The organism is Agromyces capsici (assembly GCF_058349965.1).
On record NZ_JBYRET010000002.1, the window covers coordinates 334,908 to 358,087 of the forward strand.

12 protein-coding genes are annotated in these 23,180 nt (G+C 70.8%); 8 read left to right on the forward strand and 4 right to left on the reverse strand.

All coding sequences use genetic code 11. The annotated features are described in order from the left end of the window. Nucleotides 1–18 precede the first annotated feature (18 nt). Nucleotides 19–1,047, forward strand: coding sequence for a ketol-acid reductoisomerase (gene ilvC, locus AC3RKB_RS15425; protein WP_491437136.1), 1,029 nt, complete (start codon nt 19–21; stop codon nt 1,045–1,047). Between the two features lie 104 nt (nt 1,048–1,151). Here ilvC and AC3RKB_RS15430 read toward each other — a convergent pair whose 3' ends face one another. Continuing rightward, complete coding sequence (locus tag AC3RKB_RS15430; protein ID WP_491437137.1) at nt 1,152–5,390, reverse strand: nSTAND1 domain-containing NTPase; 4,239 nt, start codon at nt 5,388–5,390, stop codon at nt 1,152–1,154. A 91-nt stretch (nt 5,391–5,481) separates the two neighbouring features. Then, nucleotides 5,482–9,696: an nSTAND1 domain-containing NTPase gene (locus tag AC3RKB_RS15435; protein WP_491437138.1), complete on the reverse strand. Its 4,215-nt coding sequence runs from the start codon at nt 9,694–9,696 to the stop codon at nt 5,482–5,484. 112 nt (nt 9,697–9,808) lie between these two features. Between AC3RKB_RS15435 and AC3RKB_RS15440 the strand changes: the two genes are divergently transcribed. Next, complete coding sequence (locus AC3RKB_RS15440) at nt 9,809–10,132, forward strand: hypothetical protein (protein ID WP_491437139.1); 324 nt, start codon at nt 9,809–9,811, stop codon at nt 10,130–10,132. 68 nt (nt 10,133–10,200) lie between these two features. Continuing rightward, nucleotides 10,201–12,060, forward strand: a complete 1,860-nt coding sequence (locus AC3RKB_RS15445) for a bifunctional metallophosphatase/5'-nucleotidase (protein WP_491437140.1) — start codon at nt 10,201–10,203, stop codon at nt 12,058–12,060. Nucleotides 12,061–12,112: 52 nt separating this feature from the next. Here the strand turns inward: AC3RKB_RS15445 and AC3RKB_RS15450 are convergent, their stop codons facing one another. Next, complete coding sequence (locus tag AC3RKB_RS15450) at nt 12,113–16,435, reverse strand: nSTAND1 domain-containing NTPase (RefSeq protein WP_491437141.1); 4,323 nt, start codon at nt 16,433–16,435, stop codon at nt 12,113–12,115. Between the two features lie 114 nt (nt 16,436–16,549). Between AC3RKB_RS15450 and AC3RKB_RS15455 the strand changes: the two genes are divergently transcribed. After that, nucleotides 16,550–16,879, forward strand: a complete 330-nt coding sequence (locus AC3RKB_RS15455; protein WP_491437142.1) for a hypothetical protein — start codon at nt 16,550–16,552, stop codon at nt 16,877–16,879. Between the two features lie 113 nt (nt 16,880–16,992). Then, nucleotides 16,993–17,382, forward strand: coding sequence for a hypothetical protein (locus AC3RKB_RS15460; RefSeq protein WP_491437143.1), 390 nt, complete (start codon nt 16,993–16,995; stop codon nt 17,380–17,382). Nucleotides 17,383–17,420: 38 nt separating this feature from the next. Here AC3RKB_RS15460 and AC3RKB_RS15465 read toward each other — a convergent pair whose 3' ends face one another. Next, nucleotides 17,421–21,656, reverse strand: a complete 4,236-nt coding sequence (locus tag AC3RKB_RS15465) for an nSTAND1 domain-containing NTPase (RefSeq protein ID WP_491437144.1) — start codon at nt 21,654–21,656, stop codon at nt 17,421–17,423. A gap of 113 nt (nt 21,657–21,769) precedes the next feature. Here AC3RKB_RS15465 and AC3RKB_RS15470 point away from each other — a divergent pair, with 113 nt between their 5' ends. The 3 genes from AC3RKB_RS15470 to AC3RKB_RS15480 are packed head-to-tail and all read left to right on the forward strand — an operon-like array spanning nt 21,770 to nt 23,109. After that, entirely contained in the window at nt 21,770–22,201 is a 432-nt protein-coding gene (locus AC3RKB_RS15470; protein ID WP_491437145.1) for a hypothetical protein, read from the forward strand. 51 nt (nt 22,202–22,252) lie between these two features. Then, nucleotides 22,253–22,762, forward strand: coding sequence for an Asp23/Gls24 family envelope stress response protein (locus AC3RKB_RS15475; RefSeq protein ID WP_491437146.1), 510 nt, complete (start codon nt 22,253–22,255; stop codon nt 22,760–22,762). Next, entirely contained in the window at nt 22,759–23,109 is a 351-nt protein-coding gene (locus AC3RKB_RS15480) for a hypothetical protein (protein ID WP_491437147.1), read from the forward strand. The genes AC3RKB_RS15475 and AC3RKB_RS15480 overlap by 4 nt, the downstream gene beginning before the upstream one ends. The last annotated feature ends 71 nt before the right edge of the window (nt 23,110–23,180 follow it).

Sequence of the window (23,180 nt, forward strand, 5' to 3'; positions counted from 1 at the left end):
AGGAGAAAGAACCGCAACATGGCTGAGATCTACTACGACAAGGACGCCGACCTCTCGCTCATCCAGGGCAAGAAGGTCGCCGTCATCGGCTACGGCTCGCAGGGCCACGCGCACGCGCAGAACCTCCGCGACTCGGGCGTCCAGGTCGTCATCGGCCTGAAGGACGACTCCAAGTCCAAGCCCAAGGCCGAGGAGGCCGGCTTCGAGGTCAAGAACGTCGCCGACGCCGCGGCGTGGGCCGACGTCGTCGTCATCCTCGCGCCCGACCAGTTCCAGCGCCACATCTACGCCGACTCCGTCAAGGACAACCTGGCCGCGGGCAAGACCCTCGTGTTCGGCCACGGCTTCAACGTGCGCTTCGGCTACATCGAGGCACCCGAGGGCGTCGACGTGATCCTCGTCGCGCCGAAGGCGCCCGGCCACACGGTGCGCCGCGAGTTCGTCGCGGGCCGCGGCATCCCCGACATCATCGCGGTCGAGCAGGACGCCTCGGGCACCGCGTGGGACCTCGCCAAGTCGTACGCCAAGGCCATCGGCGGCACGCGCGCCGGCGTCATCAAGACGACGTTCACCGAAGAGACCGAGACCGACCTGTTCGGCGAGCAGGCCGTGCTCTGCGGCGGCGTCTCGCAGCTCGTGCAGTACGGCTTCGAGACCCTCACCGAGGCCGGCTACCAGCCCGAGATCGCCTACTTCGAGGTGCTCCACGAGCTCAAGCTCATCGTCGACCTCATGTGGGAGGGCGGCATCTCCAAGCAGCGCTGGTCGGTCTCCGACACGGCCGAGTACGGCGACTACGTCTCGGGCCCGCGCGTCATCGACCCGCACGTCAAGGAGAACATGCAGGCCGTGCTCGCCGACATCCAGTCGGGCGCGTTCGCGAAGCGCTTCATCGACGACCAGGACAACGGCGCCAAGGAGTTCCTCGAGCTCCGCGAGAAGGGCCAGGGTCACCCGATCGAGACCACCGGCCGCGACCTCCGCAAGCTCTTCTCGTGGACCCAGGTCGACGAGGACGACTACGTGGACGGCGAGGTCGCTCGCTAGTCGCGACGCTTTCGCACCATCCGCTCCACCCGCACGGCGGGGTCGGCTCCGGCCGGCCCCGCCGTCGGCGTCTCACTCGTCGGTCGCGGCGGGCCGAAGGCCGGTCAGTTCGGCTTCCCGAAGCCGCACGTGCTCTGCGGGGGCCCGAGATCGCCGAGGTACGTCCGCCACTCGCTCTCGGTGAGGTCGCGGCCGGCCAGCCGGCAGACGTCCTGGAATTGGTGCTCGGGGCTGAGGTCCCACACGGCCACGCCCCGCGGAGTCGAGACGGCCAACTCCCGGCCGTCCGGTCGAACGACGGAGATGGCGAGGGTCCGAGGGTCGGTTCGCAGCGGTTCCCCGAGGCGCGTGCCGGTGGGCGCGTCGTAGATCAGCGCCGATCCGTCTGCGGCGAGCACGAGGAGCGTCCGGGCATCCCGACTGAGGGTGGGGAACATCAAGCCGCCCGCGGCGCCGGGAACGGTGCCGACACGGGTGAACGGGTCGGTCTGGAAGCGGCCCATCCGGTTGTCCTCCAGCACGATCAGATCGCCGTCGTCGAGGAGGACGTGCGCGTTGAGCGCCAAGGCCTGGTCCGAGAGCAGCTCGTGGTCCACCGCATCGAGGATCGCAAGATACGTCCCCCGCTGTCGGCTCCTCGTGGTGTCGGCGGCTTCGCTCGCGAGCCCGTCACTCCAGTGGGCGACGGCGACCCGCGACCCGTCGGGGGAGCCCGACAACCAGATCGGAAAGCCCTCGACGCTCCACGGAGCGCCGATCCGGCGCCCGCTCCGCGGGTCGACCTCCTGGATCCGCCCGTCAGTCCGCACCAGGTGCAGCCGGCTGCCGTCGAGCGAGGGCCACAGGCTCGCCGCGTTCCAAAGCTCGTCCCCGACCTGCAGTCCCGTGGAGAGGTCGATGATGCGGACCAGGTCGTCGGCCTCCCATCTCGCGTGGATCCGTCGCTCGCCGGCCCATCCCACGTCGCTCACCGGGTCATCGAACCGATACGAGACCTCGCCGGTCGCGGTGTCGATCACGGTGACGTCGTGCCAGACCTGGGGGAACTCGGTGACCAGGCGCTGTTCCGCCGTGGGCAGCAGGCTGCCCTCGAACGAGTAGCGGGCCACGATCATCCGACCCGGCGCGACGATCCGGTGCGCGGGCCCGCTCCCGTCCAGTCGCCACCTGGAGACGATCGGATGGCTGCCGCTGATGGCCGTGAGGGCGTTGCCGTCGGCGCTGGTGTCGATGGTGCCCACCTCGCCGTAGAGCGGACCGAGTTCCTCCTCCGGGAGGGGCCTGCCGTCCGCCAGGTCGTAGACGGCGATGCGCCCGAAGAGGCTACCGCAGTACACGCGCTGGACGCTCTCGGAGACGGCGATCCAGTTGCACGGCGCGGGATACAGCTGTCGGACGTCGGTCGACCAACGTACGCGTCCGCTGTCGGGCTCGAGGGCGATGACGCTTCGGTCCCCGGAGGCGACGACCAGGCCGGAATCTGCGACGGTCATCGCGACGTGTGCGGACCGCTCCGGCACCACCAGGCGGTCGATGACCTCAGCCCGGTCGACGCCAACCACGTCCACCGTGTCGTCCAGGCGGCCGACGAGCAGGCGGCCCGCGCGATCGAACGCCAGTGCGGCGGCGTAGCTGTCGTGCTCGAGCGGCCACGTCATCTCATCGACGATGCCGCGCGTCACCTCGTCGGCCGTCGTGACGAGCGTCACCGCTCCGTCTCGGGCGTCGGCGACGGCGACGACCGAGCCGTCCGCATTCACGGCGAGGGCGCCGGTGCCCGCCTGCATGCGCAGAGGTCCGAGGAGTCGCTCGCCGCTGCCGAGATCGAAGACCACCAGCTCGGACTGGGGCGAGGTGCCGTACCAGGTGACGCCGCCGGGTTGCGTCCTGACCGGCCAGAGCACCGCGCCGATGCGCGCGTCGCGGCTCACCTCGACGAGCGGTCGCGGGCCGACTTGCCCGGGCTGGAAGCCGAGGTCCAGTTCCCGGAGGAGCTCGCCCGTCACGGAATCCCGGATCGCGGCGTCACCGGAGGAGGTCACGAGGAGGACCTCCTCCGTGCCGGGGATGAGGCTTCCGTACGCGGTGCCGTCGGCGGCGACGATCGCGTTGCCGGTGAACCCGCCCGCACTCTGCAGCACGCTCATCAGACCGGATCGGGTTCGCGGGTCGTCGGGCCACCGCCGATACGCCTCGGCGGCGAGCAGGGCGGAGACATCCCGCTCCGACCCGCGTAGCGCCAGCGCGGTGCCGACGAGCGCCTCGAGCGTGGCACTGTCCCGTTGCGAATTCGCCTCCTGCGACGAGACCACCGCGACCGACCCGGCACCGACCAGCAGCACGATCAGGCCCGCCGCGACGCCGAGCAGCGTGCGGAGTCGCCGGTTCTGCCGTCGGTCCCGCTGCGCGCGTTCCTCGAGTTGCGCACGTTCCGCGGTGGCGCGGGCGGCGGATGCGTCGAGGAACGTCCGCTCGACCTCGGTCAGGTCCCGGGGCGCCGCGTCGCGCCACTCGATCGCGGCTTGGAGGCGAGCGCCGCGCAGGAGGTCGTCCTCGGGGCGATCCGCCGCGTTCCACGCCTCTGCGGCGGCGGCCAACGCCGTCAGGATCCGCGTACCCTCGGCATCCTCCTCGAGCCACGCCTGGAGCCGCGGCCACGCCGTCGCGAGCGACTCGTGCGCCACCTCGACGGCGTCGGCCTCCGCGCTCACCAGCCTCGCGCGGGCGAGCATCGAGAGCACCTGTTCCCGCGCGGCATCCGATCGCAGCGGCTTGGACGGCACCCTGCGGCGCACCGCGCTGCCGTCGGGTGCCAGCGCCACGAGCCGGAGCAGGACCCAGCGGCACATCACGCGCTGCTCGGCATCCATCGACTGGTAGAGCCGGTCAGCCGACTGGGCGATCGCGCCCGAAATCCCGCCGGAGGCCTCGTATCCGGCGACCGTGAGCGTCGCCCCCTCACGGCGGAGCCAGGTCTCGACGAGTGCGTGCGACAGGTGGGGGAGCGCGCCGGCCTCGCCCGCGGCATCCCGCAGCATGAGCTCGACCAGCCCTGGCTCGAGGCGCAGCCCGGCGCGCCGGGCGGGTTCCTCGATGGCCTGGCGCAATGCGATCGGCGCCATCGGGCCGACGAGGTGGACGCCCTCGGCGACGAGGGGCGCGAGGTCGGGATGCCCGGCGCAGTCGTCGAGGAAGTCGGAACGCACGACGAGGATCACGGTGGTGCCGGTCACCGCGGCCTCGGAGATCGCCCGCGCGGCGGCATCGATGTCGGCCTCGCCGGCATGGAACACCTCCTCGAACTGGTCCACGACCACGACGTCGGCGCGCCGGCCCGACCAGACGGCCTCGCGGACCCGCACGTCGAGATCGTGCTCCGGCGTGAGGATCACGACGCGGGCGCCCCGCCGCCGCAGCACGGGAACCACGCCGGCGCGAACGAGCGAGGACTTGCCGCTGCCCGACGCGCCGGACACGGCGAGGAACCGCGACCTGCCCAGCCGCGCCAACGCGACCTGGATGTCGGCGTCGCGGCCGAAGAAGTCCTCCTCGTCGTCCACGCCGAACGGCTGCAGCCCGCGATAGGGGCAGACGGCGCTCGGGGTCGCGGGCGCCTGGCCCAGGTCGAGGGCGTCGTCGTGGCGGAGGATTCCGAGTTCGAGCTCCGTGAGCTCGGCGCCGGGCTCCGCCCCGAGCTCGTCGGCGAGTCGTTCGCGGGCGGCGCGGATGGCAGCGAGCGCGTCGGCCTGACGCCCGCTCCGGTAGAGCGCCGTGGCGAGGAGCGCCCATCGGCGTTCTCGCAACGGCGCCTCGCGGACCAGGCGCTCGGCGTCTCCCACGGTCGCCGCGTGCTCGCCGAGCCGGAGGTTCCCGTCGACCCGGATCTCCTCGAGCTCCATGCGCACCTCGTCGAGCCGCTCCGCTTCGACGATCGCGGGCGGCCACGATGCGAGGTCGGCGTACGGCGTCCCGCGCCACAGCTCGAGCGCGCGTTCCGCGGCATCGAGGGCTCGCGCGGGATCCTCGTCGAGGTGCGTTCGAGCGGATGCCGCGAGCCGCTCGAATCGTTCGGCATCGACCGCGTCGGGGTCGATGCGCAGCGTGTACGCGCCCGGTGAGGTCGCGATGGCGTCGCGCCCGATCGCCGCTCGCAGCCGGCCGATCGACGCCTGCAGCTGCTTCGTCCACGTGCCGGGGAGGTCCTCGCCCCAGGCGGCCTCGGCGAGCTCGTCGGTCGTGATCGGCCGACCCGCGCGGAGGACGAGCGCCGAGAGCACCGTGCGCTCCCTCGGGCTGAGCGAGACCCCCTCGAGATCGAGCGGGCCGAAGACCGCCACGCTCATGCTCTGCATTGTTCGCCGTTCGACGTGCGGCGTCAACGTCGGTGCATACCGTGCATACCGACCGCATACCTCCGGGTATCCACCGTGTGCGTCATTCGTCACCGAAGCCGCACGTCGCGCGGTAGGCCGCGATGCTGCCGAAGTAGGTCGCCCACTCCTCGCGGGTGAGGTCGCGCCCCGCCAAGCGGCAGGCTGCGGCGACGTGGGCCTCGGGGTCGAGGTCCCACACGGCGATGCCGTCCCGCATGTTCACGAGCAGCTCGAGCCCGTCGGGTCGTAGGAAGGGCGGGACCTCGAACAGCGATTCGGTCCGGATGGGGTCGCCGAGCATGATGCCCGCCTCGAGGTCGTAGAGCGTCGCAGTCTCATCACTGGCTCCCGCCAGGAGCGTACGGCGGTCGTCGCTGACCTGCAGGCTGAATATGCTGCCGTGCACGGCCGGGAGCGCGTCGATCGGTTCCAGCTCGGGGACGCTGTAGCGGACCAGTTGGTCGTCGTCGGCCCCGATGAGCTCGCCGGGCCTGGCCATCACGGTGACGTCGGGTCCGATGAGCTCCCTCATCGGGATCGGCCGGTTCGTTGCGGTGTCGACCAGTCGCGTGGTCGACGTGCCGTTCCGCCCAGTGGTGACGGCGAGCATCGAGGCATCCGCACTCGCGCTGACCGTCGTGGCGAAACCATCCAGCTCCAGCTTGGGCGCGAGGTGGAGCCGGGTGGCCGTGTCGATCGGGGTGAGGTAGCCCGCAAGACCGCTGAGATAGAGGCGGCTTCCGTGCGCGACGAGCCAGCCGGCACTCCAACCCGTCACCGGATCGCCGTCGAGCCGCGCTCCCGTCGATGCATCGACGTATGCGTTCCGTTGGGGGTCGTCGAACAGGCCGACCAGTGCGTCGGCCCCCGCCCAACGGACCCACTGGCTGATGCCGTCGACCCGGAGGCGCGGGACATCCGCCTTCGGGTCCCACACCGAGACCTCGAACAGGTCGTACTCGCTCTTCGCACCGGATGGCCGAGGCGCGACGAGGATCGAGGTCCCCGTCGGGTCGTACCCGTCGATCGACACCGAGCCGGCGGCGATCATCCGCGTGATCGGGCCCGAGCCGTCGAGCCGCCACCGCGAGATCGCCGCCGACCCTGCGCCGATCGCGATGAGCTCGTCGCCGTCAGACGACACCGTGAGCTCACCGACCCTGCCGAGCTGCGGGTCGAGCCGGCGTCCGGTCGGCATGCCGGAGTCGAGCGAGCGCTCCTCCAGACCGCCCCAGAGGTTCCCGCAGAAGACCGTCGATCGCTGCTCTGCGACCGCCAGCCACGGGCACGGCGCGGACTGAGCGGTCGCGAACGGTTCCGACCAGAGCACCTCCCCGGTCGTGAGATCCACGGAGAGGATCGCCTTCCCGCCGCTCGCGATCACCCTCCCGTCGAGCGTCGTCGTCATCGCGGCATTCGCCGAGGCCTCGGGCACGCGAATGGTCGAGGTGATTCGTCCCGAAGCCGGCTCGACGACCGAGAGCCGTGGCGCAGCCGTCCCGACGACGAGCCTCCCGTCGGGTGCGAAGGCGACGGACACGGGTGGCTCGAGGATCTCGGCACCCGGAGGGGGAACCTCGACCGGACGGACCTCGCCCGACTCGAGGTGGATGAGCGCGACCCGGATCACGAACCGTGCAGGCGAATCCGCCACGGCGGCGTAGCTCCCATCCGGGCTCAGGGCGAGTGCACCGACGGCACGGTCGAGCGGGATCGGACCGAGCAGCGCGCGCCCCGATGGCAGGTCGACGAGCAGGAACTCGGAGCTCCCGACTCGATCGGTCCCTGGGAGCGACTCCGGATCCACCGACGAGTCGATCGGACGCTGGATCGCTGCCGTGCGTCCATCGGCACTCACCCGCACGAGTGTCGGGGGCCCCTCGCCGTCCGTCGGCGCACCGACGTCGAGCTCCCGCAGCGTGCGCCCCGACTCCATGTCGACGACGACGGCCGACTCGTCGTCCCGGATGACGACGGCGTGCTCGGTGCCCGGGACCACCGCCCCGTCGATCGAGTCGACCCCCCGCACGTACTGGTTCCCGAGGAATCCGTTCGCACTCGTGAACAGTCCCAACAGGGCGCTCCGGGTTCGCGGATCGTCGGGCCAGCGCCGATATGCCTCGGCTGCGATGAGCGCCGCGACGTCGGGCTCCGACTCGCTCAGCGCCTTCGAGGTGCTGACGGTCGCCTCGATGACCGCGGCTTCGCGCTGGCGGTCGGCCTCCTGCGTCGAGCCCACGACCAGGATCGTGGCGAGGAGCGAGACGCCGAGCAGCCCGGCCGTGGTGCTGAGCAGCACGCGGAGGCGGCGGTTCTGCCGTCGATCACGTTCGAGTTGGGCGGAGGCCTCCGCCTCCTCGAGACGGGCACGCTGCTCGGCAGTATCGAGGAATCGCGCCTCGGTCGCGGTCAGGTCGGGCTTCGCTGTCGCACGCCAGTCGAGGGCGTTCTGGAGCCGGGCGCCTCGGTAGACATCATCCTCCGGCTCACCGTCCGCCTCCCACGCGTCGGCCGCGACGGTCAGCCGGCCGAGGACGCGGTTGCCTTCGGCGTCCTCCTCCAGCCAGTCGCGCAATCGCGGCCAGGCGAGGGCGAGCAGCTCGTGCGTGACCGCGATGGTGTCGTCGGAGGCGCTCAGCAGCCGCGCCCGCGTGAGTCGGGCCACGACGAACGCGCGCACTGGGTCGTCCGTCAGCGAGCCGGCCTTGACGTGCCGGCGCATCGGACGCCCGTCTGGACCCAGCTCGACGAGCCGCAGCATCGTCGACCGGCAGGCCTCCCGTTGCTCGGGGGTGAACTCATCGAACAGTTGCTCCGCGGTCTGCGCGATCGCACCGGTCAGCCCTCCGACCTGCTCGTAGCCGGCGACCGTGAGCACCCGCGCCTCCCGCCGGAGCCAGGTCTCGACGAGCGCGTGCGAGAGCAACGGGAGCGCGGTGCTGTGACCCGCGGCATCCCGGAGGATCAGTTCGGTCAGGCCGTGCTCGAGCCGCAGCCCGGCGCGCGCGGCCGGTTCCTCGATCACGGCACGAAGGTCATGCTCGCTCATCGCGCCGACCAGGTGCACGCCCTCGGCGAGCAGCGGTGCGAGGGTCGGCTCCGCAGTGCACTGGTCGAGGAAGTCCGACCGCACGGTCGCCACGACGATCCGATCGGCCGCGGCGACGGCGATGAGCTCGCAGACCGTGCCCACCTCGTCGGCCGGGAACCCGCCGTGGAAGAGCTCCTCCAGCTGGTCGACGACGATGACGTCGGCCTTCCGGGCGCTGTAGACCGCGTCGCGAAGCTGCGCCGCGATGGTGGGGGTCGGGGTCATGACCGTGACGCCGAGTCCTCGCCGAGTGAGGGCCGGTACGACCCCGGCCAGTACGAGCGATGACTTCCCGCACCCGGAGGGTCCGGAGACGCCGACGAATCGGCCGCGCTCGAGCCTCGCGAGTACCGCGGCGATGTCGGCGTCGCGACCGAAGAACTCCTCGTCATCCTCGACGCCGTAGGGATGCAGGCCCTTGTACGGACAGTCGGCGCTCGGTTGCAGGTCGCGTGGCGGCGCCAGGAGCGCGGGGTCCTGCTGCAGGATCGCGCGTTCCAGTGCGACCAGCTCCGCGCTGGGCTCGATGCCGAGTTCATCCGCGAATCGCTGGCGAGCCGCCCGCAGGGCCGCCAGGGCATCGGCCTGCCGTCCGCTCCGATAGAGCGCGGTTGCCAGCAGGCTCCACCGGCGTTCCCGCAGCGGCTGTGCGCGGACGAGCGCCTCCGCACTCGCGACCACGCTGTGCTGCTCGCCGCAATCGAGGTGCGCGGCCGCGAGTTCCTCCTCCGTCGTGCTTCGCATCTCCTCCAGACGCGCCGATTCGATGATGGCCGGAGCCCAGGACGCGATCGCGCTGTACGGTGATCCGCGCCAGAGTGAGAGCGCTCGCCGGCATTCGTCGACGGCACGCTCGGCGTCGCCGCGTGTTCGCGATTCGACCGCCCGGCGGGCGGCGTGCTCGAATCGCACCGCGTCGATCAGCTCGGGGTCGATGTCGAGCACATAGCCGATCGAGGTGGTCGCGATGGCCGAATGGCCGAGCCTCGCCCGGAGTCGGACGATCGCGGTCTGCACCTGCTTGGTCCAGGTGCCCGGTGGGTGCTCGCCCCACACGGCGTCGGCGATCACGTCGGGCGCGACGGGATCCCCGCGACGGAGCGTCAGTACCGACAGCACCGCCCGTTCTCGCGGGCTGAGCGGTCCTTCGTCGATCTCGAATGCGCCGAGCACGCGAATGCCCACGACTGCAGTCTCGAACTCCGTGCCGGCGGCGTCAACGTCCGGCTCTGAGGCGAGTACCGGCTGAATACCGACCGAGCGCGCGACGAGTACCGCCCGGCTGGACGCTGCTGGCATGAACACCACGCAGAACATCCAGCGCATCACCGCCACCGCCCTCATCGCAGTCACGGCCGGACTCGCGCTCTCCTCGTGCGGCCAGGGAACGCCGGGCGAATCCCTCGCACAGGTCTCGAGCGCACGGGTCGCGCGACTGACCGAGGGGCATCTCGAGCTTGCCGAGCGTCGAGCCGAGATGTATCGCGAGCTCGCCGACCAGCGCGCCGCTGAGCTCAGGGACGGCCTCTCCGAGCTCGCCGAGCGCCGAGCGGAGATGCTCGGCGAACTCGCCGATCAGCGCGCCGCGGATTGCGCAGACCCCCGGGAAACCGCCCGATGACGCGCAGATGAGCAAATCGGGTTCGACCCCTTGTCAGGGGAGTTCTCCGTGTGGTCGCATCTGGTCCCATGACCCGACACATCCACCCCTACACCGAACCCTCGCCACGCTGGTGCTCATGCGCCGTTCCGGATGAGGATGTCGCCGCCGCGCCATCCGGGCTCAGCCGACGCAACCTGCTGGTCGGCGCGTCCGCTGCGAGCGTGCTCGCGGCAGCCGGATGGCCCGGTTCCGCGCAGGCTGCGCCCCGCGACGGCTCCGTGACCATCACGATCATGGGCACGTCCGACCTCCACAGCAACGCCGTCAACTGGGACTACTACAAGGACGCCACGTACTCGGACAGTGCCGGGAACGCCATCGGCCTCGCGCGCGTGTCGAGCGTCGTCAACCAGATCCGAGCCGATCGCGGTCGCGAGCACACGCTCCTGTTCGACGCGGGCGACACCATCCAGGGCTCGCCGCTCGGCTTCTACTACGCGCTGGTCGACCCGGTCACCGAGTCGGGTGCGATCCATCCGATCGCCGCCCAGATGAACGCGATCGGCTACGACGCCGTCGCGCTCGGCAACCACGAGTTCAACTACGGCCTCGACTTCCTCGCCAACTGGATCTCGCAGATGGACTGCGAGGTGCTCGCCGCGAACGCGGTGCACGCCGGCACGAAGGTGCCCGCCTACACGCCGTACACGATCACGACCATGAAGGTGAAGGGCCGCCCGCCGATTCGGGTCGGCGTGCTCGGCCTCACGAACCCCGGCGTCGTGATCTGGGACAAGGCGAACGTCAGCGGCACGATCGAGGTGCTCGACCTCGTCGAGGCCGCGACCCGGTGGGTGCCGGTGATGCGCGACGCCGGCGCCGACGTGATCATCGTGAGTGCCCATTCCGGCGACAGCGGCACGTCGTCGTACACCGGCGACCTCCCGGTGGAGAACGCCGCGGCGCTCGTCGCCGCGCAGGTGCCCGGCATCGACGCAATCCTGTTCGGTCACGCCCATCGCGACGTGCCGCAGCGGTTCGTCACGAACGCCCAGACCGGGAAGCAGGTGGTGCTCAGCGAGCCCAAGAACTGGGGCCAGCGGGTGAGCGTGTTCGACCTCGAGCTCGAGTTCGCCCGAGGCAAGTGGAGCGTCGCCTCCGGCTCGGCGCTCACGGTGAACACGAACACCGTCGTCGACGACCCGGCGCTGGTCGCGCTCATCCGCGCCCAGCACGACGCGGTCGTGACGTACGTCAACACGCCGGTGGCAGTGTCGACCGAGGTGCTGTCGGCGGCCGAGGCGTGCTGGAAGGACACGGCGATCCTCGACTACGTGAACCACGTGCAGACCGCGACCGTCGCGGCCGCGGTGGCGGGCACGCCCGAGGCGGCGCTCCCGATCGTGTCGATCGCCGCGCCGTTCAACCGTGCGGCGACCTTCCCGGCCGGGCAGGTGACGATCAAGGATGTCGCGGGGCTGTACATCTACGACAACACGCTGCTGGCGTCCGTCCTCACCGGCGCGCAGATCAAGGACTATCTCGAGTACTCGGCGAAGTACTTCGCGCAGGTGGCTCCGGATGCGCCCGTGGCACCGGCGACGTGGACGAACGCGGGGAACACGCCCGACTACAACTACGACCAGTTCTCGGGCGTCGACTACGGCGTCGACATCTCCCAGCCGGTGGGCTCGCGCATCGTCGGCCTCTCGTACGGCGGCGTTCCGGTCGCGTCCGACCAGCAGTTCCTGGTCGCCGTGAACAATTACCGGCAGTCGGGCGGCGGAGGCTTCCCGCACATCGCGACGGCGCCGGTGGTCTACAACGCCCAGGTCGCGATCCGCGAGGCCATCGTGTCGTACGCCTCGTCGACGGGCACGATCGACCCGGCCGACTTCCACGTCGAGAACTGGCGGCTGGTCAGGAACGGCACGCCCGTGTTCTGATCCGGGGTGGGTGACCCGCGGCGGGGTCGGCGTGGCCGGCCCCGCCGTCACGTCAGTCGACGGCACTGTAGCCGCACGTGCTCTGCGGTTCCCTGAACTCGCCGAGGTAGGTGCGCCACTCGTTCTCGGTGAGATCCCGGCCGGCGATCCGGCAGGCGAACTCGAACTGGTGGTCGGGATCGATGTCCCATGCGACGACGCCCTCGGGCATCGACAGCGCCATCTCGGTGCCGTCGGGGCGGATGGCTCCGTCTGGCAGTGAGACCACGATGCCGTACGTGGCCAACTCCTGCAGATCACGGGGCTGCTCGTGGGTCTCGAACGGTTCTCCCAGTCGGATTCCCGTCATCGCGTCGTAGAGCAAGGCGGATCCGTCAGCCGAAACGAGCAGGGTCCGGCCGTCGCGACTCAGCGACGGGTGGCCGAGGGCGCCGGTCGCGCCGTGGATCGTCCCGGTCCGCGCGAGCGGATCGACCTCGTATCGACCCATTCGGGTGCCCTCCATGCCGAGGAGTCCGCGATTCTCCAGCATGACGTGGGCCTCGATCTCCGCGGGCTGATCGAAGAGGAGGCGATGATCGTCGGCGGAGACGATGGCCAACCACATTCCTCGTCGGGTGCTCGTCGATGTGTCATCGGTCTTCCCCACCGTCCCGTCGCTCCAGTGGGTCACGGCGATCAGGTCTCCTTCGGGTGCGACCGAGATCCAGTCGGGGAGTCCATCGACTCGCCACGAGTCGCCTTCCTTCTCACCCGTACGGGGATCGATGTCCTGGATCCGACCGTCGTCCCCCACCGCGTGGAGTCTCGAACCGCCGAGCGAGGGCCAGACAGTACGGACACCCCAGATGGGCGCCCCGACCTGATCGCCGGTCTCCGTGTCCACGATCCGGTACAGCCTGTCCGCAGCCGATCGCACATACAGCAGCCCGTCTCGAGCCCAGCCGACGTCACTCACCGGACCGTCGTCCCGGTACGTGACCTCGCCGTTCGCGGTGTCCAGCACGTCGACGCCGTCCATGATCGGTCGGGTCAGCCCACGCTTGCCCCCGCCGACGTCGTTGGTCTGGGCGAACAGATCGTCGGTCAGCCGGGGCGCCGTCAGGACCGACGAGCCCTCGAAGGAATAGCCTCCCGCCAGGAAGTGGCCTGGCGCGACGAGCCGACGGCCGAGGCCCATCCCGTCGACCTGCCACCGCGTGATGATCGGCTGACCGGCGCTGATGGCGGTCAGGATCGCCCCGTCGGCGCTCACGTCGATCGTCCCGATATCTCCGTAGACGGGCCCCATCTCTTCGGCCGGAACCGGCGTGCCCTGCGCGAGGTCGAAGACGTCGATCTTCCCGAACCGGCTCCCGCAATAGACGCGCTGCCTCGACTCCGACACGGCGAGCCGATTGCACTGTTCCTTCGAAACCTCGCTGAAGCCGGTCGACCAGCGCACCTGCTGCGTATCGGGTTCGAAGGCGATCAGCCCGCGGTCTCCCGACGCGATCGCGAGTCCGGAAGCGGCGACGGTCATGGCGGCGTGTGCGGAGAGACCGGGCACCGGCATTCGCGCAGAGATCGTCGCGGACGCAGGATCGATCAGGTCCACGCGATCGTCGAGGCGGCCGACGAGGAGTCGACCCACGCTGTCGAATGCGAGCGCGGCGGCATGAGGGGATACGGCGTCGCTGATCGTCGTGACCGTCTCATCGGTGATGCCGCGAATCCGCCCGTCGGGCGTCGAGAAGAGCGTCACGCCGCCGTCGCGGGAATCTGCGACCGCGATGATCGAGCCGTCGGAGTTCACGGCGAGCGCGCCCGTTCCGGCGTCGATTGTGGTCGGACCGGCGATTCGCTCAGCGCGCTCGAGATCGAACACGACGAGATTCGACCGCGTGGATGTCTCGGCCCCCGGCTGGCGACCGATCTGCGTGTGAGCGGACCACAACACGGCACCGACCCGGCCATCGCTGCTCACCTCGACGAGCGGACTCGGAACGTCCGGACCTGGATCGAACCCGAGGTCGAGTTCTCGGAGCGTGTCACCGGTCCGGGCGTCGCGAATGCCGGCATCGCCGGCGGCCGTGACCACGAGCACGTCCTCCGTGCCCGGGATGAGGTCTCCGTACAGGTTGCCGTTCCGAGCCAGGACGGCAGTGCCGAGGAACCCGCCCGCGCGTTGGAGCACGTTCATGAGACTCGAGCGTGCGCGGGGGTCATCCGGCCACCGTCGATAGGCTTCAGCGGCGAGCAGCGCGGAGACATCGCGGTCCGAAGTCTGCAGCGCGCGCGACGTCGCGACGAGTGCCTCGATCGTGGCGCTGTCGCGTTGCGCGTTGGCGTCATTGGACGAGACGACCGCGACCGACCCCGCGCCGACCAGCAGCACGATCAGGCCCGCGGCGACCCCGAGCAGCGTGCGCAGTCGCCGGTTCTGGCGCCGGTCCCGCTCCGTCCGCTCCCGGAGCTGCTGCTGCTCCGCAGTGGCGCGAGCAGCGGATGCGTCGAGAAAGGCCCGCTCCACGTCGGTCAGGTCACGCGGCGCCTCGTCACGCCATTCCACGGCGGCCTGCAGCCGTGCGCCTCGGAGGAGGTCGTCCTCGGGCCGGCCCGCGGCGTTCCAGGCCTCTGCCGCGGCGGACACCGCGGTGAGGATGCGCGCTCCCTCGGCGTCCTCCTCGAGCCACGACCGGAGCCGGGGCCACGCGGTCGCGAGCGACTCATGCGCCACCTCGAAGGAGTCGGCCTCCGCGAGGACGAGCCTCGATCGGGCGAGCATCGAGAGCACCTGTTCCCGCGCAGCATCCGCTCGCAACGGCTTCGAAGGCACCCTGCGGCGGACGGCGCTGCCGTCGGGGGCGAGCGCCACCAAGCGCAGGAGGAGCCAGCGGCACGTCACGCGTTGATCGGCGTCCATGGACTGGTAGAGGCGGTCGGCCGACTGCGCGATGGCGCCCGAGATGCCGCCCGATGCCTCGTAGCCGGCAACCGTCAGCGTCGCGCCCTCGCGGCGGAGCCACGTCTCGACGAGCGCGTGCGACAAGTGGGGAAGCGCGCCGGCCTCGCCGGCGGCATCCCGCAGGATCAGCTCGACGAGCCCCGGCTCCAGGCGCAAACCGGCCCGCCGCGCGGGTTCCTCGACGGCCTCGCGCAGGGCCGTCGGCGCCATCGGGCCGACCAGGTGCACGCCCTCGGCGACGAGCGGTGCCAGGTCGGGGTGGCTCGCGCACTCGTCGAGGAAGTCGGAGCGCACGACGAGGATGACCGTGGTACCCGTCACCGCGGCCTCGCCGATCGCACGGGCGGCCGCATCCAGGTCGGCCTCGCCCGCGTGGAACACCTCCTCGAACTGATCGACGACCACGACGTCGGTGCGCCCGGACCACACCGCCTCGCGGATCCGCACGTCGAGGTCGTGCTCGGGAGTGAGGATCACGACGCGGTCGCCGCGCCGCTGCAGCGTCGGAACCACGCCGGCCCGGACGAGCGAGGACTTGCCGCTGCCCGAGGCACCGGAGACGGCGAGGAAGCGGGACCGGCCGAGGCGGGCCAGCGCCGACTGGATGTCGGCATCACGTCCGAAGAAGTCCTCCTCATCGTCGACGCCGAACGGCTGCAGCCCGCGATACGGGCAGGTGGTGCTCGGACTCGCGGGAGCGTCGACCACGTCGAGGGCCTCGTCGTGGCGCAGGATACCCAGCTCGAGCGCCGAGAGCTCTGCGCCCGGCTCGGCGCCGACCTCGTCGGCGAGTCGCGTGCGCGCCGCGCGGATGGCCGCGAGCGCGTCGGCCTGTCGGCCGCTGCGATACAGCGCCGTCGCGAGCAGCACCCAGCGTCGCTCGCGTAATGGTGCTGCCTTCACGAGTCGCTCCGCGTCAGGCACGGCGGCTGCAGCCTCGCCGAGCCTGAGCTGCGCATCGACCCGCACTTCCTCCAACTCCATCCGCACCTCGTCGAGGCGTCCCGCCTCGACGACGGCCGGCGGCCATGACGCGAGGTCGGCGTACGGCGTGCCGCGCCAGAGCTCGAGCGCCCGCTCCGCCGCGTCGAGGGCGCGGGCGGGATCCTCGTCGAGATACCGGCGGGCGGATGCCGCGAGCCGGTCGAATCGCTCGGCGTCGACCGTGTCGGGGTCGACTCGCAGGGTGTACGCGCCCGGAGTCGTCTCGATCGCGTTGCGTCCGATGGCGGTTCGCAGCCGGCCGATCGACGCCTGAAGCTGCTTCGGCCAGGTCCCGGGGAGGTCGTCGCGCCAGAGCGCCTCGGCGAGCTCGTCGGTCGTGATCGGCCGACCGGCGCGGAGGACGAGGGCCGAGAGCACTGCGCGCTCCCGCGGTCGCAGCGAGACCCCCTCGAGGCTGAGCGGGCCGAAGACGCCGACGCTCATGCTCCGCATTCTTCGCCGTCGCGGGTCCGGCGTCAACGATGCGCGCATACGGCGCATACCGTGTGCATACCGGTCGCGCCCGGATGCATACCCGGTCGGCGCAGCGTGGATGGCATGAACACCACATCCACCACCCTTCGCCTCACCGCCACCGCCGCCTTCGTGGCATTGGCGGCCACGTTCGCCGGATGCGCGACCGCTGAGAACGCGTCGCTGTCCGACCGAGCGGCGGCGCCCGCCGCCAACCGGGCTCCCATCTCGGCAGCTCTCCACCAGTCCCTCGTCCGTTCGGCGGCCGACCGCTACCTGAGCGAGCTCACGGTGCGCCACGAACTCGCCACCCGGTCGCCCCACGAAGCCGCTGATCGCTACGTGAACGAGCTCCTCGTCCGCGCCCGCATGGCGGCGGAGTCCGCCGTTCCGGATCCGACCACTGCGGAGTGACGGCCTCGACCCGTCGAGCGGCCCGCCCCAGATGCTCGGGCGGGCCGTTCGGCATACCGGACCCATACCGTCCGGGGGCCAGGCCCATACCGCGGCGGCGGATCGTCGAAGACATGAACACGACGACCAGCACCCGACCACTCCGGGCGGCGACCGCGATCGTCCTCGGATGCGCCCTCGCGACCACGCCGATCACCGTCGACGCGGTCGAGGCCGATGCCTCCGTCAAGGCCAACCTGCGTCAGATGATGGAGGCGGATGGTGGGCAGAGCGTCCGGGAGGTCCAGCCCAACCTGCGTCAGCAGATGGACGTGGACCGTGGGCCGACCTCCGAGGTCCAGCCCTCCCCGCGGCGGCCGATCGAGGACGACCGATCGATCGAGCCCGTCCCACCGCCGCGTGTCCCGCTGGACGATACCGACCCGCGTGAGCACCGTCAGGTGCGCGGAACCTCGGCAGCGCCGGACGTCTACATCCACCTGCGAATCCTCGCGCTGGGGTGAGCGCGGCGGTCACGACGGGGCGCACGGCCGGCCCGGAATCAGCCGTCCGGTTCGCTCCCCGGCGGAGTGCCCCCGAACCCGCACGTCGATCGATACGGGCCGAACTCGGACAGGTAGGCGTTCCACTCGACGCGAGTGAGGTCGCGCCCGGCCATCCGGCACGCGGCGTCTGCATGCGAGGACGTTCGAAGATCCCACACGGCGATGCCCGACGTGACGTTGACCGCGAGTTCCTGTCCATCGCCGCGGATCACGCCAGAGAACGTCCCCTGTCCGGGGAAGTTCCATTCGCCCGCCACAGGAATGGGACTGCCGAGCCTGAGCCCTTCGACGAGGTCGTAGACGGACACCGTCTCGTTCAGGTCGTACGCCGCCATCGTCCGGCCATCGTCGCTGACGCTCACGCGATCGAGTCCGCCAGTCCCGCTCGGCAGGGAGCCGATGCGCTCGAAGGTCTCGGCGTCGTAGCGGAAAATCGACCGGTTGCGGAACACGCTGACCACCTCGTCCCGCGAAGTCAGCGAGGTGATGCCGAGACCCACGAGCCCGACTTGTATCCGCTTCCCGGTCTCCGCATCGAACAGGATCGAATCGGGTGTGTACTCCGAGTTCCAGCTGGTGACGAGCACGCGGTCCCCCTCGGGACTCGTCGAGACGAACGCCGGATCGCCACCGTCGGTATGCAGCGTGGGTTCGATACGGCGGCCGGTCTCCGGGTCGACGGTCCAGATCTCGCCGCCGACCCGGCCGACATACATCAGGTCGCCCGTCGCGTTCGTCCAGACGTTCTCGGTGTCGTCGGGCAGTGCGTCTCCCGAGAAGGTCTCGGCGGTTCGGAGGTCGAGATAGCCGGTGCGTTCCGGGCCTTCGCCACCGAAGTCGCCGACGAGAGTCGACGCTCCCGCCCACCTGACACCGAACGAAGGGGTGGGAAGGCGGAGCGTGAGCTCCCCGGAATGCGTGTCGAGCACCGCGAACTCCCGGTAGTCGCCCCACCACTCCGCGTCGGCCATTCGGCGAGCGACGATGAGGCTCGAATCCGTCGGCGAGTACTCGTCGCGGATCACCCACCCCGGTGCGAGCAGCCGTGTGACCGCGCCGGATCCATCGAGCATCCAGCGGGTGACCGCTCTACCGCGACCGGCGACCACGAGCTCCCGGCGGTCTTCCACTACTGTCATAGGCCCGACGAAGCCGAGGTGCGACCCGAACGAGCGGCTCGTCGGTGCGCCGGTGTCGAGGCTGCGTTCCTCGATCTGCCCGTAATGGGTACCGCAGTACACGGTCCGGAGCGCAACGGACGCCGTCACCCATGGGCACGGCTCATTCGCGGTGGAGGCGAAGGGCTGCGACCACACGACCCGGCCCGCGGCGAGGTCGACGGACGAGATCCGACGATCACCGGTGATGACGACCTGCGAGTCGGAGACCACTGTCATGGAGACGTTGGCCGATTGCTCGGGCATCGATACCGTGGCCACCACGGCGGTCGTCGACGGGTCCACGACGAGCAGCGGCCCTTCCGCGGTGCCGTACACCAGGCTTCCCCCGGGCGTGAATCGGATGGTGCCGGCGCGATCCGTGTTCCATTCCGGTTCATGGACCGCGGTGCCGGTGACCTGCCTCACCGCGCCGCTGTCCGCATCGATCAGGCGGAGCGAACCGACCTGATCGATCGCCGCGATCAGAAGTCCATCGTGATCCATCGTGATGGAGCTGAGCAGCACGTCGAACTCGATCGGCGGAGCGACCAGGTCACCACTCGCGACGTCGGCCACCGCGAGCTCCGTCCCGACCTGAATACCCGTATCGTCGACCAGTGGGCGAGCATTCGCGACCCGTTCTCCGTTCCCGCTGATCGCCGGTCCGTATCGGCTGTCCACCCAGGGCCGTTCGATGGGCAGGTCGAGGGGATACAGCACACGGCCCGATTCGATGTCGTAGACGGCAACCTTGTCCGAGGTGACGGCGACCGCGCGCCGGGTCCCCGGGATGAGCATGCCGGACATGTTCGCGACATCCTCGAGGTACGTCGTCGCGAGGAGGCCGTGCGAGCGCGTCATCACGTCCATCAGGGCGGAGCGGGTCCGGGCATCGTCCGGCCAGCGGCGGTACGCCTCGACCGCGAGCAGCGCGGCGACATCGCGCTCGATCGCCCCCAACGAGAGCGCCGCGTTCGAGAGCGCCTCGATCTGGGCCGTCCGGCGTTGCTGCGACGTCTCGTTGGATCCCGCTGCCACGAAGCCGCCGGCCGTGACGGCGACGGCGAACAGGGTGACCGCCGATGCGAGCAGGACGCGCAGTCGACGGTTCTGCGTGCGGTCGTGCCGTGCGCGCTGCTCGATCTCCTCGACGGCGGCGCGCTCCTGGCGCTCGGACGCGTCGAGGAATGCGATCTCGGTCTCGGTGAGGTCGGGATCTGCGCCATCGCGCCAGGCGAGGACGGAATTGAGGCGTGCGCCCCGGTACAGGTCCTCCTCCGATCGCCCGCCCGCCTGCCACGCGTCAGCAGCACCGGCGAGCGCGCGCATGGTACGGAGGCCGTCGGCGTCGGCCTCGAGCCAGTCGCGGAGCCTTGGCCAGGCCGTGGCGAGCGATTCGTGGGCGACGACGAGCGAGTCCTCCTCGGCGCTGACCAATCGCGCGGTGGCGAGGCTTGAGAGGAGGCGATCGTGCGCGGCATCCTGCCGCATCGGCCGGATCGGGATGCGCCGGCGAACGGGCGCGCCATCCGCCCCGATCTCGACGAGTCTGAGGAAGGTCGACCGACACGTCGCTCGGGCCTCGGGATCGAGGGAGAGGTAGAGCCGGTCGGCCGACTGCGCGATGGCGCCCGAGATTCCACCGGACGCCTCGTATCCCGCCACGGTCAGCGTCGAACCCTCGCGACGAGCCCAGGTCTCGACGAGGGCATGCGAGACGTGCGGAAGCACTCCGGGAGCGCCCGCGGCATCCCGCAGGATCAGTTCGACCAGCCCCGGTTCGAGCCGGAGCCCGGCGAGCGCTGCCGGCCCCTCGATCGCGCTGCGCAGGCCCTCGGGAGTGAGCGGTCCCACCAGGTGCACCGACTCGGCGAAGAGCGGTCCGATCCCGGGCTCGGCGGCGCACACGCTGAGGAAGTCGGCGCGCACCGCGACGATGACGCGTCTTCCGATCGCCACGGCCCCCGCGATCAGCGCACTCGCCTCGCGGATGTGCGTGTCGGAGAGCCCGGAGTGGAAGAGCTCCTCGAACTGGTCGACGACCGCGACGCCGTCGCGTTGCTCGACGAGTGCGGCGCGCAAGCGGGGGAGCGGTGCCGCACCCGACCCGATCACGACCACGTGCTCGCCGCGCGCGCGGAGTGCGGGCACGATGCCGGCGAGCAGGAGCGAGGACTTGCCGCTCCCGGACGCGCCCGAGATGGCGAGGAACGGGGCGCCCTCGAGCCGGTTCAACGCCGCGCGGACGTCGGCGTCGCGCCCGAAGAACGCCTCCCCGTCCTCGGTTCCGAACGGCTGCAGTCCGCGATATGGGCAATCGGCGTTTCCCGGCAAGGGCGCGTCGGGCGCTGAGAGAGCGGGGTCCTGATTGAGGATCGCCGATTCGAGTGAGACAAGTTCATCGCCGGGGGAGATGCCGAGGTCGTCGGCGAGTCGATCGCGAGCGGTTCGGAGCGCCGCGAGCGCGTCGGCTTGGCGGCCGCTCCGGTACAGCGCGGTCGCGAGGATCGCCCATCGTCGTTCTCGAAGCGGGTCGCCGCGCACCAGTCGCTCCGCGTCGGGAACCACCGTGCGGTGTTCGCCGCACTCGAGCCGCGCCGACAGCAGGTCCTCCTCGCCCTCGGCCCTGATCTCATGCAGCCGCTCCGCCTCGGCGACGGCGGCCGGCCAGTCCGCCAGGTCGGCGTACGGGGTACCCGTCCAGAGCGAGAGGGCGCGCTCGATCAGGTCCACCGCGCGAGCCGGGTCGCCGCTCGCGCGATGCCTGCCGGCGTCGTCGAGGTATCGCTCGAATCGTGCGGCGTCGATCGATTCGGGGTCGACGCGGAGTCGGTACCCGGTGCGGAGCGTCGCGACTGCGGTGGTTCCGAGCGCCCGCCGGATCTGGACCACGAAGGCCTGCAGCTGCTTCCGCCAGGTGGACGGCAGGTCATCGCCCCACACCGCGTCCGCCAACTCGGACGGTGAGACGACATTGCCGGATCGAAGGACGAGGGCGGCGAGCAGGGAACGCTCCTTCGGGCTGAGTCGTCCGCCGTCGATCGTGAGGTCACCGAGGACTCGGATCTCCACAACTGCAGTGTGGGCGCGGTGCGACAGGTTGTCAACGAACGGGTGGCCCCATCCATACCCGTTCCATACCGATCCCGCCGCGGGACCATACCGGCGCGAGTGAACCTGCCGTCATGAACACCACGCAGAACATCCAGCGCACCATCGCCGCCGGCCTGCTCGCGGCCTCGGCCGGCCTCGCCGTCTCATCCTGCGCGGGTCAGTCCGTCGAAGCGGTCGCCGACGGGATGTCCGCCGCCCAGGTCGCCGAACAGCGAAGCGCGTACCGCGACCTCGCCGAGCGGCGGTCGGAGCTCTCACGCGAACTCGGACCTGCACGAGGCGAGCTCTACCGTGATCAGGCGGAGCGACGTGTCGACGTCGGCCCGCCGGTGGCCGGCGACGTCTATCGCGACCAGGCTGAGCGCCGCCTCGACGTCAGCCCGCCGGTCGCCGGCGACGTCTACCGCGACCAGGCAGAGCGTCGCCTCGACGTCGGCGGTCCGGCGTTCGGTACCGAGTACCGCGACCTGGTCGAGCGGCGACTGGGCCCGGCCGGCCACTGACACCCTCACGCCCGGCGCCGGGTGCGTCGTCCGGATCGCTAGTCTGGTCGCATGAGCCCGGACCCCGACGAGGACGACGCACTCCGCTGGGAGGGCGACGACGCGGCGCTCGCGCCGGGGTGGAAGCGCGTCGGCACGCCGGCTCCGCTCGCCTCGACGGGTGACGCCGCGGCGACATCCGCGGTCGAGCATGAGACGACGGATGCCGCGACATCCGCTTCGACGGTCGATGAAGCCGACGAGGCGGGCGAAGCCGACCAGGCGGCCGCGACCCAGCCCGGCTCGGCCGAGCTCGTGCTGCTCGGCGTGTTCGGCGGGGTGTACCTCCTCTACACGCTGGGCTGGATCCTCAGCGTGCTGCGCGTGCAGAACACGGCCGCCGAGCCGCTCGGGCAGTTCATGTTCGCGCTCGGCATGTGGCTCGCGGTGCTCGCGCCCGCGCTGTGGTTCGGCGTGACGTTCGCGCTGACGCGCGGTCGCACCAGGGCGCGTCTCGTCTGGCTCCTGGTCGGTGCGGTCGTGCTCCTGCCCGTCGCGTTCGTGGCGGGGGTGACGGTATGACCGCCGAGGCCGAGGCTCCCGTGCGCCGAGTGCCGTTCTGGCTCGAGATGACCCTCGCGATCGGGTTCGGCCTGTTCTTCGCGTACGACGCGTGGGAGGCGGTCGGCAACCTGATCGGCATGGCCGGGATCGCGACGGCGCTCGAGACGTCGATCACCGGGCTCGGATGGGTCGTGCTCATCGCCGCGATCCTGCTACCCGTGCTGCTGTTCGCGGCGGCGTTCCTGCTCGGGCGGCGACGCACGGCGGTCGTGCAGGCCGCGCTGTACCTGACCGGACTCGCGGTGTCGGCGGTGCTCTACCTCGACATCCTGCTCATGTTCGGGTTGGGCGCGCTGCTCACCTGAGCACGCATCCCGGGTGCGCCTGCGCGCCTGCGCACGTCACACGATTCGGGCGGCGACCGCGCCCTGAAGTA

Bases quoted from the DNA above. Each gene is read 5' to 3' on its own strand.
- ilvC (WP_491437136.1), top strand. From the start codon at position 19: ATGGCTGAGATCTACTACGACAAGGACGCCGACCTCTCGCTCATCCAG.
- AC3RKB_RS15430 (WP_491437137.1), bottom strand. From the start codon at position 5,390: ATGAGCGTGGCGGTCTTCGGCCCGCTCGATCTCGAGGGGGTCTCGCTC.
- AC3RKB_RS15440 (WP_491437139.1), top strand. From the start codon at position 9,809: ATGAACACCACGCAGAACATCCAGCGCATCACCGCCACCGCCCTCATC.
- AC3RKB_RS15445 (WP_491437140.1), top strand. From the start codon at position 10,201: ATGACCCGACACATCCACCCCTACACCGAACCCTCGCCACGCTGGTGC.
- AC3RKB_RS15450 (WP_491437141.1), bottom strand. From the start codon at position 16,435: ATGAGCGTCGGCGTCTTCGGCCCGCTCAGCCTCGAGGGGGTCTCGCTG.
- AC3RKB_RS15455 (WP_491437142.1), top strand. From the start codon at position 16,550: ATGAACACCACATCCACCACCCTTCGCCTCACCGCCACCGCCGCCTTC.
- AC3RKB_RS15460 (WP_491437143.1), top strand. From the start codon at position 16,993: ATGAACACGACGACCAGCACCCGACCACTCCGGGCGGCGACCGCGATC.
- AC3RKB_RS15470 (WP_491437145.1), top strand. From the start codon at position 21,770: ATGAACACCACGCAGAACATCCAGCGCACCATCGCCGCCGGCCTGCTC.
- AC3RKB_RS15475 (WP_491437146.1), top strand. From the start codon at position 22,253: ATGAGCCCGGACCCCGACGAGGACGACGCACTCCGCTGGGAGGGCGAC.
- AC3RKB_RS15480 (WP_491437147.1), top strand. From the start codon at position 22,759: ATGACCGCCGAGGCCGAGGCTCCCGTGCGCCGAGTGCCGTTCTGGCTC.